The 17,147-nt window shown below is 37.1% G+C and carries 14 protein-coding genes; 8 read left to right on the top strand and 6 right to left on the bottom strand.

Annotated features, from left to right (window positions below; genetic code table 11):
* Window positions 1-369: 369 nt before the first annotated feature.
* The 5 genes from F6K23_RS20650 to queC all read left to right on the top strand — a co-directional run bounded on the left by F6K23_RS20650 (window position 370) and on the right by queC (window position 5,898).
* Window positions 370-561 carry a DUF4089 domain-containing protein gene (locus F6K23_RS20650; RefSeq protein WP_293159288.1) on the top strand — a complete coding sequence of 64 codons (192 nt, stop codon included), beginning with the start codon at window positions 370-372 and terminating at the stop codon, window positions 559-561.
* 352 nt (window positions 562-913) lie between these two features.
* The gene (locus F6K23_RS20645; RefSeq protein WP_293159286.1) at window positions 914-2,302 is read left to right on the top strand and encodes an AtzE family amidohydrolase; all 1,389 of its coding nucleotides are present in this window, start codon (window positions 914-916) and stop codon (window positions 2,300-2,302) included.
* A gap of 1,389 nt (window positions 2,303-3,691) precedes the next feature.
* Window positions 3,692-4,279: a 5-formyltetrahydrofolate cyclo-ligase gene (locus F6K23_RS20640; protein ID WP_293159284.1), complete on the top strand. Its 588-nt coding sequence runs from the start codon at window positions 3,692-3,694 to the stop codon at window positions 4,277-4,279.
* A gap of 366 nt (window positions 4,280-4,645) precedes the next feature.
* Window positions 4,646-5,200 carry a DUF2808 domain-containing protein gene (locus F6K23_RS20635; RefSeq protein ID WP_293159282.1) on the top strand — a complete coding sequence of 185 codons (555 nt, stop codon included), beginning with the start codon at window positions 4,646-4,648 and terminating at the stop codon, window positions 5,198-5,200.
* A gap of 26 nt (window positions 5,201-5,226) precedes the next feature.
* A complete protein-coding gene (gene queC / locus F6K23_RS20630) occupies window positions 5,227-5,898 on the top strand; it encodes a 7-cyano-7-deazaguanine synthase QueC (RefSeq protein WP_293159280.1) in 672 nt (223 codons plus the stop codon).
* Between the two features lie 16 nt (window positions 5,899-5,914).
* On the opposite strand, the gene F6K23_RS20625 is transcribed toward queC, so the two are convergent.
* The 4 genes from F6K23_RS20625 to F6K23_RS20615 are packed head-to-tail and all read right to left on the bottom strand — an operon-like array spanning window position 5,915 to window position 7,205.
* Complete coding sequence (locus tag F6K23_RS20625) at window positions 5,915-6,403, bottom strand: transposase (protein WP_293159278.1); 489 nt, start codon at window positions 6,401-6,403, stop codon at window positions 5,915-5,917.
* Entirely contained in the window at window positions 6,387-6,602 is a 216-nt protein-coding gene (locus F6K23_RS41955) for a transposase (RefSeq protein WP_367267765.1), read from the bottom strand. The genes F6K23_RS20625 and F6K23_RS41955 overlap by 17 nt, the downstream gene beginning before the upstream one ends.
* 10 nt (window positions 6,603-6,612) lie before the next feature.
* Window positions 6,613-6,936, bottom strand: a complete 324-nt coding sequence (locus F6K23_RS20620; protein WP_293159276.1) for a hypothetical protein — start codon at window positions 6,934-6,936, stop codon at window positions 6,613-6,615.
* Entirely contained in the window at window positions 6,924-7,205 is a 282-nt protein-coding gene (locus F6K23_RS20615) for a hypothetical protein (RefSeq protein WP_293159274.1), read from the bottom strand. The genes F6K23_RS20620 and F6K23_RS20615 overlap by 13 nt, the downstream gene beginning before the upstream one ends.
* 508 nt (window positions 7,206-7,713) lie before the next feature.
* On the opposite strand from F6K23_RS20615, the gene F6K23_RS20610 reads away from it, so the two are divergent.
* On the top strand, window positions 7,714-8,484 hold the full coding sequence (locus F6K23_RS20610; RefSeq protein ID WP_293159272.1) for a DUF1350 family protein: 771 nt from the start codon (window positions 7,714-7,716) through the stop codon (window positions 8,482-8,484).
* 23 nt (window positions 8,485-8,507) lie between these two features.
* Here the strand turns inward: F6K23_RS20610 and F6K23_RS20605 are convergent, their stop codons facing one another.
* On the bottom strand, window positions 8,508-9,002 hold the full coding sequence (locus tag F6K23_RS20605) for an ATP-binding protein (protein ID WP_293159270.1): 495 nt from the start codon (window positions 9,000-9,002) through the stop codon (window positions 8,508-8,510).
* 352 nt (window positions 9,003-9,354) lie between these two features.
* On the opposite strand from F6K23_RS20605, the gene F6K23_RS20600 reads away from it, so the two are divergent.
* Window positions 9,355-10,488, top strand: coding sequence for a PP2C family protein-serine/threonine phosphatase (locus F6K23_RS20600; protein ID WP_293159312.1), 1,134 nt, complete (start codon window positions 9,355-9,357; stop codon window positions 10,486-10,488).
* 731 nt (window positions 10,489-11,219) lie between these two features.
* A complete protein-coding gene (locus tag F6K23_RS20595) occupies window positions 11,220-11,660 on the top strand; it encodes a hypothetical protein (protein ID WP_293159268.1) in 441 nt (146 codons plus the stop codon).
* A 2,110-nt stretch (window positions 11,661-13,770) separates the two neighbouring features.
* Here the strand turns inward: F6K23_RS20595 and F6K23_RS20590 are convergent.
* Window positions 13,771-17,147, bottom strand: a 3,377-nt coding sequence (locus F6K23_RS20590) for an SdrD B-like domain-containing protein (RefSeq protein ID WP_293159266.1), incomplete at its 5' end; no start/stop codon positions are given.

Raw genomic sequence — 17,147 nt, 5'->3', positions numbered from 1 at the left:
GGGAAATATTTTTGATGCTACTCTAGTTTTTGTGTAATAAAAAAATTAATAAATAGACTATAATTTTTGTAGTCAAACTATTTGAAAAAATTGGATAATTGATGATAAATTATACATTTTTTATGATGAGGATTTGCTGATTAACTATCAAAGCCTTTGCCGGTAAATTATTCAGCCTTTTTTGCAAAAATAAAGAATGCAATTTTTTCGCTCCAAAAATCTGAAAATACTCACCTTTTTGGCAAGCCTAGATAGACAAAAATTAGACCATTATTCCTGCCTTTATCTTCCCGATTTATGAGATATAAAACCTGACTTATAACCTCTACAAAAATAATTTTTCAGCAAACTATAATTACTAATTGAATTATGAAAAATATCGAAAAATATGTTGAATGTACGGCAGAATTAATCAATTTACCATTACAGCCAGAACATCTTCCTGGTGTAGTAGAAAATCTAGAAAAAATTACAGCGATCGCTCAATTAGTCATAGACTTTCCCCTACCACCAGAAATAGAGCAAGCACCAAAATTTGACCCAGAAAAATTAGGGAATTGATATGGCTACAAAAACTAGTGGTGGTGGATTGTAATGGTCGTGCATTGTAATTATTTTTTTTACCGAATAATTAATTAATAATTAAATAATTCTGGTTTAAAGCCTTCCCTTTTAAGGGGAAAAGAAAGAAATAATGTTTCCTTATATTCAATCAAGAATGGTTTTAACCAGAGGTAATTATCCATTATCCATTATCCATTATCCATTATCCATTAATGAACAGACACAGCAGTAGCATCTTGCTCCCCTACTCGCTGGCAGGATGCCCGCACTAGACATTGTTCATCTGCGTATACCATTACTATGCAGAACTACCCAAAAACTTTCTTACTTTTTTACCCATTAAACCAAAATGACTATCAAATTTAATGAAATAGATGCAATAGCGATCGCTACAGCTATCAAAACAGAGGAAACCACAGCTCAAACCATAGTAACTAAATGCTTACAACAAATTAACCAGCACAACCAAACCCTCAACTGCTTCACTGCTATTACTGCAGAAGCCGCCCTTAACACTGCCAAACAAATAGACACAGAAATTGCTCAAGGCAAAAATCCTGGTATTCTAGCAGGTGTACCCTTTGCAGTCAAAAATCTCTACGACATCGCAGGTATGACAACTCTCGCTGGAGCCAAAATAAACGCTGAAAACTCACCCGCAACAGAAGACGCAACCGCCGTAGCTAAACTCAAACAAGCAGGTGCTATCTTCATCGGTGCCCTGAATATGGATGAATACGCCTATGGTTTTGTAACCGAAAATAGTCACTACGGTGCAACACCTAATCCCCACGACCTCACCCGCATCTCTGGGGGGTCATCCGGTGGCTCTGCTGCTGCCGTTGCTGCTGGTTTAGTACCCATAACCCTTGGCTCCGATACCAACGGTTCTATCCGCGTGCCAGCCTCCTTATGCGGTGTATTCGGCTTTAAACCCACTTATGGACGCTTGTCGCGAGCAGGGGTTTTTCTGTTTGCCAGTAGTTTAGACCATGTCGGACCATTTGCTCGTTCTGTAAGAGACATCGCAACAGTTTATGATGTTTTACAGGGGTCAGATATTAGAGACCCAGTTTGTACCCATCGTACTCCGGAAGCTTGTTTGCCTCAACTCAATCACAATATTGAAGGTTTACGCATTGCAGTTGCTGACGGTCACTTTGCCACAGGTGGGGAGCCAGAAGTTTTCGCAGCAGTGGAACAGGTGGCGACAGCATTGGGAGTAACTCGCAGGGTGACAATACCGGAAGCACATCGAGCTAGAGCTGCTGCTTATATTATTACTGCTGCTGAGGGAGCGAATTTACATTTAGAAAATTTACGCACTCGCCCCCAAGATTTCGATCCAGCAACTCGCGATCGCTTTTTAGCTGGTGCTTTAATTCCCGCAGACTGGTATATTCAAGCTCAACGTTTCCGCCGTTGGTATCAAGGTTGTGTTGGAGAAATATTTAAGGAAGTAGATATTATTCTGGCTCCCACTACTCCTTGTGTTGCACCACTATTAGGGCAGGAAAAAATGACTATTGCTGGGGAGGAAGTGTTAGTGCGTCCAAATTTAGGTTTGTATACGCAACCTTTGTCTTTTATCGGGTTGCCAGTTTTGTCAGTACCCATCCGTCGTGCTAATGGTTTGCCTTTGGGGGTACAAATTATTGGTGCGTCTTATAATGAAGCATTGATTTTACGGGTGGCAGCATTTTTGGAAATGGAACAGTTAGTAGGACTAAATTCATAGTTTTGGGGAACTAGGAAACACAAATTCATCTTAAAGTGTATCTCAATTAGACATCTCCAGAAAAGAGGGAATAGGGAATAGGGAACAGGGAACAGGAGGAAATAATTGATAATTTATGGATAATAATTGATTTTATTTTTGATTTTTGGAGATGTCTATTATCCTGAAAAGCAGTACATTTGTTTGTAGTTGTGCTTTAGCACCGCCAAAATGTCAGGTAGCACTAAAGGGCAACTACGAGCTGCTATTAAGTAGTCGTGCAAAATAAATTTATTAGTTAAGAGAGGCAACAGGCAACAGGAGTCAGTAAAATATGTAATTAATTTTGCTTATGCACTTATCACTGTTTTACCGAATATGACATAACTTCCCAATTTAATTTATATTGTATTTCAATACTATACTCAATAGCTTAATTATGTAGATTTTAACGTAATATAAAGATCATTGAGGCTACTTTTTAAGTTCTTGGTTAATTATAACACATTTTTTTAACACCGAAATTTTACTCTTATTTATAAATTAAACCAAATCCGATTACTATAGACCACAATATATTATTGAGAAAAGCTTGATATATATGAATTGTAGTTGACTTATTTGTGGTCTAGCTAAATTGGATTTGGTATTATTAAGTAGTTGACTACTCCAGGAACTAAAGTCACGGAAATTCTAAGAATAAATATTGATATCAAATCCGGTTGAATACTTATTATATAGTTGGGGGAGACGGGGAGATGGGGAGATGGGGAGATGGGGAGATGGGGAGATAGGGATAGTGAAGTGTGGATAGAATTATAAACAGATATTATATCAGCAGATTCTATGTGCAATTAACCGGATTTGATATGATTAGTTAACTCAAAACATTGACGTATTTGCCTCTTATCAAAAAAAAATTAGGCTATATTTGAGCTTAAAAATTGTTTGAATCTCACTCATTAAACTGAAATTTTAGCTTAAAGGCAGAAAGCAAAAGTTATTTATTCCATTAAAAAGTAAAAACTTATATAATATCAATACCCAGAATAATTATCGAATTAACATTATAATATTTTTATTACTGTAAACTAAGGCTACCTAATTTAAAGCCAAAATATTGAAGTGATTTTATTTTACTTTTTTCCAAAAGTCCAGGTATCATTGATAGTCAATCAGTAAAAACCACAGAGATTGGTTGCAGTGGGTTAAGAAAGTGGACATTGGTGGCGGAGGATGTATAGCTTGTCAACTCCTACCATTTTTTTCTTTTAATTCTACTCATATCATAATCTACACTATCTGTGGCCATTGTTTAGATAATTGGTATAAATCTGTGAGTTTAAACCATACTTAGTATAATTAATATTTACCCACCTAAATATTTTAAGTGTAAGTCCCACTAGATTAATGCTCAAAAAAGAATTAAGAAGCTCGCTGTTAAAAAAACGTCAGTCTATGTCAGAGACAGAATGGAGGGAAAAGAGCGATCGCCTTTGCCACCACTTACAAAATTACCCCCTGTTTCAAAAAGCTCAAACTGTTTTAGCTTACTTTAGTTTCCGTCAAGAAGTAGACCTTAGTTTATTATTTACAAATAATCGAGAAAATTCAACAGCTTATATTAAAAATTGGGGATTTCCACGGTGTGTCAAAAAAACTTTATCTTGGCATATTTGGCAACCAGAAAATTATTTACAAAAAAGCATTTATGGTATCTTAGAACCAGAATCAAATGCACCATTATTACATTCATCAGAAGTAGATTTAATTTTAATTCCTGCTGTTGCTTGTGATCTAAATGGTTATCGTTTAGGCTATGGTAGTGGTTTTTACGACCGGATGTTAAGTTCTGAAGAATGGGCATCAAAACCTACTATAGGAATTGTGTTTGAATTTGGTTACTTACAACAGTTACCTATAGACTCTTGGGATAGACCTCTAAATGCCGTTTGTACAGAAAATGGTGTAAAACAGATAACGTATAACAGGCAATAGGTAATAGTGGTACCACCCCCATTGGTAAAAGACGCACTAGGTAGCGCACTCGGTGTGAGGTAATAGTGGAAAAAAATTAGACCGTATTCCATTGATAGTCAGTCTATGTCCCAACCTAGCTTTTCTTTGATGTAGTGTCCCCCTTAAAAAGGGTTTCGGTCCGGAATGTTCCGCAAATAGCTGATAGGTTTTTAGCAGTCAGCGCGGGCGAGAAGGGGATAGGCAACTCCTCCTAAAATAAATGACAAGCTAGAAGTCAGGGATTTAAACCCAAGCTTTTAGCGTGCTGAAAGCTGATTTCTGTTTGCAGAGCATTCTGGTACGGAAAATGCTGATAGCTAGTTAACTTATTCGCTCAATGACTATATGTTAGTTCCTAAATTGAAAATTTTTTCCTTCTTCTTTATTGTTTGTTACTTCTTGGTGACTCCTACTTTAGCAATTAAAACAAAAGATGGTACAGTTTATTTTGCTCAACCACCTCGCCTAGTTAAGGCAGTTACTACCCGCAGTGAAACCTATGTTTGGAGTGCAACCTATTACTTTACTCTCAGTTTATTGCCTGATACTGGAGTGCCATTGGAACGAGTGACAATTACCAAAACTGAAGGATTTGGCAATATCCGATATAACCCAAAGAAAATTATTGCCTTTGAAGGAACTCATCAAAAGAAAGGTCAGCAACTGGCAGTTGAGGAAGTGGCGATCAATCGGGAAACTAATACTGTTTCAGTAACCTTTAATCCTCCAGTACCTCCAGGCAAAACTTTTACCATAGGTTTGCGTCCAGTGCGGACTCCTAAATATGGGGGTACATATTTATTTGGAGTTACAGCTTTTCCGGTTGGAGAAAAATCATCTGGTCATTTTCTTGGCTATGGTAGACTTCATTTTTATGAGAGTTCCGATAGTTATGATTAAAATATATTACTCAAAATTATAGAATAGTGAAAGCAGTTATTTTATTATCAGGAGGATTAGATTCCTCAACGGTTTTGTACCAAGCAAAGGCAGATGGTTGTCAATGTTATGCTATCTCCTTTGACTACCAACAACGCCATCGTCGAGAGTTAGACTCAGCCAAAAAAATTGCTGAAAGTGTGGGTGTAGTAGAACATCATGTTGTCAGTTTTGACCTCAGACTATGGGGGGGGTCGGCATTAACTGATAATCAAATTGATTTGCCAAGCGATCGCTCTGTTGAGGAAATGTCACAAAATATACCTATTACTTATGTTCCAGCACGTAATACTATTTTTCTGAGTTTTGCCCTCGCTTATGCTGAAGTTGTCAATGCGAGTCGGGTTTATATTGGGGTGAATGCTTTAGACTATTCGGGTTATCCTGACTGTCGCCCAGACTATATTCAGGCCATGCAAGAAGTGTTTCGCCTGGGAACTAAACAGGGGAGGGAGGGTGAAGCGATCGCTATTGTTTCCCCACTTATTGATATGAAAAAGACCGAAATTATTCAATTGGGGAATAATTTAGGAGTACCTTGGGAAAAAACTTGGTCATGTTATGCAGGTGAAGAAAAACCTTGTGGTATATGTGATTCTTGTCGGTTGCGGTTAGCTGCTTTCCAGGAGTTGGGATTAAAAGATCCATTGTCTGATTGACATACTCCCGACGTTGCTATATTCGCGACAACGCGGGATTCTTCAGCCAGAGAAGTCCTGACCGCAGTTTTAATAGAGGTGATGTCCTCCCCCTGTGTTGATAACCATCCAACCCACCCCCATCCCCTCCCGGGAGGGGAGCTAGAGGGGTGGGTGAGTTATAGTCCCTATCTAGTTCTTGTCCGCATTTAGGACATGAATGCCAACGCTCTGATAAGCTTTTAGGGACTTTACTCAAGCATTCCCAACAATGTTGAGATGTGCCTTTTGGGTCTACTTTGATAGTCCTCTTGCCAAGTTTCCAAGCGACATATTCTAAGACTTGAACAAACTTACCAAAAGCTGCATCCTGCAAGGACTTATTTGGTCCTGACTTCGCCGATTGACCGTTGGGTAAGAACTGGCCATTATCGCCGATTTTTGCTTTGCAACGTCTAACTAAAGAAGCTATCTGTAGGTCTTCAAGGAATATTACCTGACAATCACGCTCACAAATGATAAGCAAGTTTGAATTGCCAGTCTAACCTTTGTCTAGCTATTAATTGATGCAGTTTAGCTATTTTGCACTTGAGAATCTTCCAAGATCGGGAATGTTTTCGTTTCTTAGCCAATCTAATTTGGAGTTTAGACAATCTATACTCAGATTTTCTAAAAAATTTGGGAACATTTATAAACTCACCATCACTGGTTACAGCATAGTACAACAATCCCAAATCAATACATGCATGAGTTTTCTAAGGTAGGTTGAATTTCTGCAACCTCTAATGGTACAGTCTTATCTTCTATCGTTAAGCTAACATACCAACCATCAGCTTCACGGATTACTGTACCTGTTTTAACCTTGAATCCTAGTGGTATTGAGCGATTGTATACTAAGGGGACTAAGCCAATTTTTGGTAAATTGACACAAAAACGACTATTGGCATTTTTGGTCTGGGTTGGTATTTGATAACTGAGGATAACTGAACGAGTTATAATAGTGCTTCCCTTTGAATTTCTGTCTCCCACTGGTTTTCCCGTTTTTGTCAGGTAAGGCACAAGTTATCCATAGTAGTTTGTACACGCTGGATAACATCTTGTAGCACTTGAGAGTGCATACACTTATACTCAGGAAATAGCTTTTTGGTTTGTGCTAAATCTGCTAGTTGAACAGTTTCCCACACAACATAACCATTTATTATATTTGGATGCCTCTCACCTTTCTTTGTTACTGGATTACCATCGCCGTCTTTTTTTCTACCGTTCCTTGCTTGTATTCTAAACTCTGGGATATTTTGATAAATCCGTTGTAGGGACGTTGCATGCAACGTCCCTACTACTGAAACGTTAAGTGGGCAAGCGTTTACTGGTGTGCGTGTGGCTTCAAACCAATTCAGCCTTTCAGCTAAACGGTAGTTATATTGCTTTCAGGCTAATTCCAACCAATTAGCTATAATTACCATTTGGCTTTTCTGTGGTTTGAGCTTGTACTTATATTTCAGTAGCATGATGTAGTATCTACCTTTATATCTACGTTATCTATCATAACAACTGTTTTTATTTATAGCTGTATAGGAATTTCCCAGAAATCAATGATCTGAGAGTATTAAAAAATAAAAATAAAAAATAAATAGGCCGATTAACTAATTGAATCTGTCAAATTCTACCAATTTCCCTTAAAATTTTATTAACGGCTATTACAATTTTATTAAAAAATAATACTGTTTTAGATTTTTGTGTTTTAATTTTTATCCTTTAAACACAAAATAATTCTTAAACTTTATTATCACTAAATATTGTAATTGTCAAGAGAAAAACTTTTATAGTATTTGAATTATGGAATGGCAAGAAAATTCTGGTAATTGGGTACTAATACCTTCTCATCCCAAAGCAGTCGTACATTTTTTGGGAGGAGCGTTTGTTGCCACTGCACCCAATGTAACTTATCGGTGGTTATTGGAAATGCTAGCAAATCAAGGATATGCAGTAATAGCGACTCCTTTTGTCAATACTTTAGATCATTTAGCAATGGCTAAAAATGTTCTCAGCAGTTTTGATAGCTGTCTCAATCTTATTTATGCTCAAAGAATACTGCGAAAAAAAAGTCTACCTATATATGGTATTGGCCATAGCATGGGATGTAAGTTACATTTACTTATAGGTAGCTTATTTTCTGTAGAAAGAGCTGGAAATATTTTGATATCCTTTAATAATTCTGCCGCTCGTGATGCAATACCCTTGGTGGAGCAGATATCTCCTGTGATGAAAGTAGAATTTACTCCATCTCCTAAGATAACAAACCGCCTAATTCAAAAGCGTTATCAAATTCGGCGCAACTTATTGATTAAATTTAACGACGATGATATAGATCAAACTCTTCGTTTGAGTGATTTGTTGAGATTACTTTTTCCTGATATGGTGACAGTTAAAAGATTAAATGGAAACCATTTAACACCTTTGGGTCAAGATATAACTTGGCCTGTAGGAAAAGTATATACTCCTATAGATGCGATCGGTCAATGGCTAAAACAAGAAGTTTATCGAGACCTCAATCAACTTAAACGTGAAATTTTGCTTTGGCTCAATCCATTGGCACAAATCTCATAGCTTTACACTCACACATTTTAGATTTAGCTGTTACTATCAGAAGTTTGATTTTGTTCTTTGGGGTATGGCCAATAATCTTTACTAATTAACAAACAATTCCGATTTTCGGATGTACTACGGGTATAACTAATATTGTCTGCTATGGCATACATAAGTTTTATACCCCGTCCACCAGGTGCAAATATATCTGTTTGAGCTGGTTGTGCTTTTAACCATTCTGCTAAGTCAAAAGGTGGACCACAATCCCAAATTCTAATTTCTGTGTGGTCGCTGAATATTGTAACTTCAATGTCTATAAGTGTTTCTCTAGATAAATCTTTATGGGCATGGCGGGCTGCATTAGTAAAACCTTCAGCCAAAGCCAGCTCACACTGTAGCCAAACTGTTTTCGGAATAGGTGCTTGATACAATTGCTCAAACCATGACAAAACTTTGTCGTTTTCTCTAAGGTCTGAACTAACTTGTAAAAAAGCACTACGTTTCGTAGGTAATTTATCAGATTCTTTGACTTTATTCACACTTACTTTCTTAAATTTATTACATAATATTTTAGGTATATCCTAAGCTATATTGTAAAGTATATGTATAAAATTTATGTAAATAATTTAAAAAAAGGAAGAAAGTTGATGAAAAAAGGGATTCGATCCCAATGTAAGATTGAAGACCACTAATTTTGAAAAGGCGTGGGAGAATTAAACCCAATATCTGCAAAATGAAGGAAGTAAGAAAAGAAAAAAAATATTAGCACTTTACTTATATCCTTCCTCCTGCTGCTTTTGAACGAAGCGAGTTGAAATAAAAACTCCTGTTGGTCTACTCACTTTTATGTTGGCTTTCGCCGAAATAGTGAATTGTTTAACTGAGTGCATGATGTATAAAATTTTGGTTATTGATGATGATATTGCCATTCAGGAATTGCTCAAAAGAGTTCTCCAGAAACAGGGTTATGAAGTGACGGTAGCAAGTAATGGTGAAGATGGTTTTCAACAGGCACAAAATTTACAACCTGCTTTGATTATCTGTGACTGGATTATGCCACGACTGACAGGAATAGAGGTATGCAGCCGAGTTAAAACAAATTCTGAGCTATCTACTACTTTCTTCATTTTATTAACTTCTTTAGGAACGGTTCAAGATCGAGTTAAAGGTCTGGACGCAGGTGCTGATGACTTTATTTCTAAACCAATAGAAATGAGTGAATTGACCGCCAGGGTCAGAGCAGGGTTACGATTACATCAGCTATCTCAAGACTTACAAACTCAAAAGCGACTACTAGAAGCAGAATTAGCTGAAGCTGCTGATTATGTGCGCTCTCTTCTGCCAGAACCCTTAATGGAACCAGTAAAAGTTGAATCACAGTTTATTCCTTCCCACAAATTAGGAGGAGACTGCTTTGATTATTATTGGCTAGATGACAATTACTTGGCTGTGTATTTACTGGATGTAGCTGGCCATGGTTTACGAGCGGCACTTCCTTCTGTTTCAGTTTTGAATTTATTAAGATCGAAGACAATACCGAATATAGATTATCATCAACCTAGTGATGTACTTAGAGCTTTAAATAATACTTACCAGATGACATATCAAAATGATAAATACTTTACAATCTGGTATGGGGTATATAATCGCTCTGAGAATCAACTGGTATATGCAAGTGCAGGTCATCCTCCGGCTGTGTTAGTCTTAGGTAATGGTCAGCCTAGTCAGGTGAATAAGTTGAAAACTCCAGGAATGCCTATTGGTATGTTTCCAGATGTGACTTATGTTGATAATTCTTGTGTAGTTGAGAAGTTGAGTTCTCTGTATATCTTTAGTGATGGTGTTTATGAAATTCCTCAACCTGGAGGAGAAATCTGGGGTATAGATAACTTTATCGATCTAATTTTAGAGTACCATAAATACGGTTATTTTCATCTAGATAAGATATTAAACTATGTGCGAGATTTGAATTGTGGTCATGCCTTTAGTGATGATTTTTCTTTACTAAAAATTATTTTTGGTTAGCTTGCTGATATAAGCTAAGACACATTGAGGTTTTATGTTCTTTGTTAAGGGTTAAGGGTTCCCTTTTATCAAGAAGTTCTATAGTTTCAATGTTCAAAAGCTTATATCAGGTGTGATAAATATTTGTTAAAAATACTTAGGGTTTTTGTAGTAGTCTGTCAAGATAGTTTTGAGGGGTCTTATTACCCAAAAAACATTACCCAAAAATCACATTTACAAAAATCTATCTATCATTTCAAAGTTGACAGACCACTAATAGTTTGCAGATATGCCTTCAGCAAAATCTGCCTTTAGTAACATAACATCTTTGTTATGTAGAAACAGCTAATTTTTTTGCCAATATCTGTCGAAAGCCAAATGGTCAATTAATTTATATTGGTGGTCAAAAAGCTAATCCTGAAAATGCTATTAAGATACCTGTAATAGTTGAAGAGGGAACTGGATATGTTGATGAAAACGGAAATACTATCTATATTGTAACAGGTGCTACTTTAAGTATTGTAGAAAATGGTAAGACTATCAGTGAAGAACAAATAACCTATGTTTGTAGTCAATTTTCTGAAAAAGTATGTCAAGAGAGATAGTAGCTCTATTGATTTTTATTTCAAGAAAGTTTAATTCGCCTCCCTTGTCAGATATGCTTTTTATTGAATCATAGAAATTTAATTATTAAATTTTGCTTCTATGTTGTATTATGGAACCCATTAATTCATTTATCGGAGGACTAAACTGTGAATTTTGTTAAGACTAATCAACAGCTCTTAAAGTTAGGACTGTTGACAATTACTACATTATTTTTATATACATTTTCAGCAAAAGTTCTAGCATATCATAACAATCTAGAAACAGAGCAAGGGACTATATTATTAGCTGAAGTTCCCCGGAATGATCGACGTATTTGTCTTCAACGTGGAGACAACTGGTCTGAAGTAAATTATTTTGAATCCAAGAACTATTTTGCCAATATTTGTCGTCAACCAAATGGTCAATTAATGTTAGTTGCAGGCAGAAAATCTAATCCGAATCAAGTTTTAGAGTTACCTGTAGAATTTAATCAAGGATATGCTGCAATTGATGGAAATAAAACTTTCAGAGTGAATGATGGTTCTTTTAGTTTAGCAATCAATGGTCTGGTCGTGAAGAGAGAAGAAATTACTTATCAAGAACAATAAAAGGAGGTATTGTTGATTTGCGATTGAAGCAAAAATTAAAATGTTAGAGTAATTATTTCCTCTATTCATTATGGTAAATCAATACAAACAGTCTCTAATATATTTCGGTCGTCCTGTATATGTAGTGATAAAATTGTGGTCAGGCGATATAGCTGCTGCTAGTCTCCCCTTCTCATGTAGCGCAGCGAAACGCTTCATTTAGTTTCTATATCAATTGCTAATCAGAGCCATTGTTTGTGATTTTTATGGTCAACAAATGACTACATTTCATCACATTAGATGGTGAGTTTACCCAGTTTTTTCTTAGTATATTTAATAGACCGATAAACTTCAGCATACTTATTATTAACGTAATTCTGGAACCATTTTTTCGACACACCTGTTACACGAATTAAAAAGTGCCAAACTAACTTATCAATTAATTATTTGGCTTCATTACTAAATAGAATTTATTTTACTATTTTCCACAAATTGTCTGTGATAATTTTGACACTGATATTTTTGTTTTTCCGAAGTGAATAATCCCATTTTTAACAATATAATTAGGGTTTGCTTATGGAAAGTCTTTTTGCTGGGGTAGGAGACAGGAGACAGGAGACAGGAGACAGGAAGAACGAGGAATGAGCGAGGAGGTAGGAGCTAAGTTTTGTCCCAAGATTGTTCTGCCATAGTCAGCCCAAAATACTAGCTTTTTGAGCAAAATCAACTGAAACAGGCGTACTGCAATTCGACCCTAAAAATGCTCAAACCTTTATATATCAATACTTTTATAATTAATCAGCAGAGCAATAATTACTACCACAACTAGGGCAGATTAGTTGATTATCTGACATTTCATTATAGAGATAGAGATTTTTTCTGATTACTGTTAATAGATAATAGAATACTTTTTGGTTAGAATATTTGGGGTTAATTCCTGATGATTTTATAGCTGATGATATGAAGCGTTTTGCTGCGCGACATGAAAGGCAGAGGCTAGAGGCAGCTATATTGGCTAGACAATAATTTTGAAATTTTTCAGTAGGAGAAAACGTAACTGGAGAGTACAAAGTTATTCTAAAAAACGGTGTGTTCTCAAGACTGAAAGTGTTATTGGAAAACGCTTAGAGCAGCTATTTTTATGAATGGATAGTTTTTAACCTTGAGTCTCTGAAAGCCTTGGCTAGCAATAGTTATTCCAAGAACTTTACACTGTCTAAAAACGTAATATTTTCAAGATTAATGTTAAAAACTAATCATTTATATTGACTTATCACTACATATACAGGACTATCACTTATCTAGTGTACATACAGCATTAATATCTACATCTCAATCCCAATAAAAAAATTTTCCAGTTTACAAAATTGTACCAAGTGCAGCTTTTTCAACAATTAATAATGAATAATGAATAATGAATAATTACCTCTCCTTGAAAGAAGAGGATTGACAAAGAGATGAAAATTTTTCTTCTCTTGGTCGATTGGATATGGCGAGGAGACCTCGCCATCCCATCCTAACGGACTGCTCCGCAAACGACCGCTTATTATCCCCTTAAAAGGGGAGGCGCATACCCACAATTTTTCGGTAAAACAAACTTTTTATTTTCGCTTATAGCAATTAAAAAAAAGAATGCTACAAAAAGGTAGATCTTGATCGAATATGCTTAAAAATAGCTGCTCCAGTTAATTTTAGATAGTCATTTCTATCGTTTTTCCCTTTTTTTCAAAATTTTCCCCTTCTTCCTTCTTCCCTCTTCCTTCTTTTGTACGGACACCCTTATGCAACGTCCGTACCATTTGTAACAAACATTTATCAAATTGGTATTACCGAAGAATTAATAATTAATAATTAATAATTAAATAATTCGCGCTTTGAAGCCTCCCCTTTTAAGGGAAAAACAAAGACAATATTCCTTATATTCAATTCCGTAACGGTTTTAACCAGAGGTAATTATCAATTATGCATTATCCATTAATGAAAAGTAGATTTGGTATCAAAAACTCTTATCTAAAAAAAAGAGCCTCACAGACATAATTTCTGTGAAACTCTTAAATCAATTCAACTATTAACTTTACTTAGACTTCTAAATTTGCTATGAGTCAATGTCTAGAAAGTCTATCCAAGAAAATTAGATAGAGAAGTCAGGATTAACATAGTGACTCAAATCATCATCGGTGAGACCATTGATATCAACAGTACCTAGATTCTGATAAAAACCACTTTCGACAGTTTCGACCTGCTGCACTTCTAATTCTTTGATCTTGAATCGGTCTTCAGGAGTTGGGTCGGAGGTAGAAGCTGCAATAACGAGTATATTACCACTCACTTCACCATTATTGATATTTGCCCAGCGTGAACTTGAACTGGAGGTATCATTGTCTTGTGTGAATTCAAGACTGTCTAAGAAATTATCACTTAAGATATTGTGGTCAGTGAACGCATCTTCCTTGCTACCTACCCAATAGGTAATATCACTGTCATTTGTTACGGAAGCTAAGAATGCCTCATCGACAACAACATCCTCAGAGAATTCAAATAAGACATAGTTGTCTCGGTATACATTGTCAACTTTATGCAAGTTATTGCTTCCATTACCTTCTGAGGTATCAGTGACTCCAAGTCCACCAGAGAAACTACCCAAAAAGCCTTCATCCCAATTTCCGTGTTCATCGCGACTGAAAGCACTGGCGTTGACAGAAAGGTCACCAGCATCAAAGGTACGGATATTGCCATTAGGACCATCTAAACCACTATTGCCTGTGAAATTGAAGGTTTCAGTTGTCCCCTCTGTAACTGTGGTCAGGTCTTGAGCTGTTCCTGTTTGTTCGTAAGTCCAGGTTTCACCAGGATCTAAGGTGTTATCTCCGTCTCCTTGGTAAGAGATGTTGGTAATTGTGCCTTCTTGGTCGTCAGTTACTTCAATATCAGATTTATTAAATGGTACATCACCAGTATTGGTTACTTCATAAGTCCAAGTAACTGTCTCACCAGCAGCAATTTCTACTGCTTCGTCTGGAGTGTCAGCATCTATACCATTAGTGAACTTCTCAATGTCGATACCAGGATTTTCTGGTTCGGGTTCGCCTTCAGGATTCGTGTAACTACTCTGGTCTTCATCACTTACAGAACCAGCGGTTACAGTTCCGATGTTGACGTAATTGCCGATGCTTGTTTCACCCGCTACAGAAAGATCCAGTTTTTTCAACTTGAAGTTATCGTTAGTACCATCTGTCTTCGCCGCAATAACCAGAGTATCACCGGTTAACTCATCAGCATTAAAGTTAGCCCAGCGTTTGTTGTTATGACCGCCACTACCACCATTGTTATCTTCCTTGGTGAACCCACTTAAGATGTCATTATCTAAAAGTGAAATGTCTCCATCGCGATCGCCAATCCAAACGGAGATATCGCTATCATCGACGATATAATCAAGTAAGGCTCGATCTACGGTGACATTTTGGTCGAACTCAAAGAGGATATAATCGTTGCTACCACCATTGTCTACTCGGTGATGGGAACCACTTTCATTACGATTGGTAACACCTAAACCACCACCATAAGCTCCAAGGTAAGCAGTTCTCCAGTCTCCACCGCTCTTGTTACTGCTGAATGCGCTGACATCTACTGATACACCATTTTGAGTAAAGGTACGGACATTTCCATTACTACCTGTTGTGGAACTGTTACCTGTTAGATTGAAGGTGATGTCTTGGGAGCTGGTGGCAGTGCTTAAGTCTTGAGCAGTTCCTGTCAGCTCATAAATCCAGGTTTCATTAGGATCTAAGGTGTTATCGCCATCACCTTGGTTAGAGATGTTGCTAATTGTGCCTTCTTGGTCGTCAGTAACCTCAATCTCAGATATATCAAATGGTACATCACCAGTGTTGGTTACTTCATAAGTCCAAGTAACTGTTTCACCAGCAGCAATTTCTACTGCTTCGTCTATGGTGTCAGCATCTATACCATTAGTGAACTTCTCAATGTCGATACCAGGGTCTTGAGGATCTGGTTCGCCGTTAACATAGTGACTGGGGTCTTCGTCGGTTACATCATCAGCAACAACTGTACCGATATTTTTATAGATGCCGTCACCTATGCCATCAAAATCTAAGCCAGAAATAGCACCGCTACCAGTAAGTTCAACTTCTATCTTGGCAACATCACTGTCATTGATATTTAAAGTTTGGAGACTACCATCACCAGGAGCAGGAATTGCAGTAGTATCTATTATATTTCCATCAACATCAATAGTGCGAACTTCACCACCTGTTTCCTCAATATCTACAAAATTAATAGAGTTGAGTTCGATTGGGTTATCCAAGTCAAAGGTAATTACCCCACCACCAGCATTGTCATCAGGATCGGAACTGTCACCATCTTCGGAAATTATTAAGATGTTGCCTTCACTGTCTGTTGCTAAATCTGGATCTTCTCCAGTTGGATTAGCACTATCAAAGATCATGGCACCGAATTCAGTAGCGGAAATGGTTACCCCTAGGTTCTGGTACTCGTCATCAATAATTGTGCCAGCAGGTAAAGCATTACCCAAACCATCGGTTTCAAAATCAATAACGTTGTTAGTAACAGTAGATAAATCTTGAGCTATTCCTGTCTGCTCATAAATCCAGGTTTCATTAGGAGCTAAGATGTTATCACCATCTCCTTTGTTAATGATGTTAGTAATTATGCCTTCTTGGTCGTCAGTGACTACAACTTCACTTTCATCAAAGGGTACATCACCTGTGTTGGTTACTTCATAAGTCCAAGTAACTTCCTCACCAGCAGCGATTTCTGGTGCTTCTTCTGGTGTGTCAGCATCTACGTCGTTAGTGGACTTTTCAATTTCGATACCAGGATTTTGAGGTTCTTCCTCATAACCGAAGTCTTGGTCGAGGTTGTCTTCTCCTGTTCCCAGGGTGACATCGGACATACTGTCATTACCACCATCCGGGTCTACAGTATTTACTACATCATCTGGTAAGGTATTGGTATCTACCATGACTGTGTAGTCACCACTGTTTAACCCATCGAATAAGTACTGACCATTAGCATCTGTAGTTTCGGTGGCATCAAATGTTCCATCACTATCAATATCTAATTTGACTTCTACTCCTGCTATTCCTTCACCTGTATCTGGTGTACCGTTGCCATTTTCGTCTAGGAATATGGTGTCTCCGATAGAACCTAATTCTTGTTCATAACCGAAGTCTTGGTCGAGGTTGTCTTCTCCTGTTCCCAGGGTGACATCGGACATACTGTCATTACCACCATCTGGGTCTACAGTATTTACTACATCATCTGGTAAGGTATTGGTATCTACCATGACTGTGTAGTCACCACTGTTTAACCCATCGAATAAGTACTGACCATTAGCATCTGTAGTTTCGGTGGCATCAAATGTTCCATCACTATCAATATCTAATTTGACTTCTACTCCTGCTATTCCTTCACCTGTATCTGGTGTACCGTTGCCATTTTCGTCTAGGAATATGGTGTCTCCGATAG

The organism is Okeania sp. SIO2C9 (assembly GCF_010672455.1).
GTDB lineage: Bacteria > Cyanobacteriota > Cyanobacteriia > Cyanobacteriales > Microcoleaceae > Okeania.
This window is presented reverse-complemented; position numbering and strand designations above follow the sequence as displayed.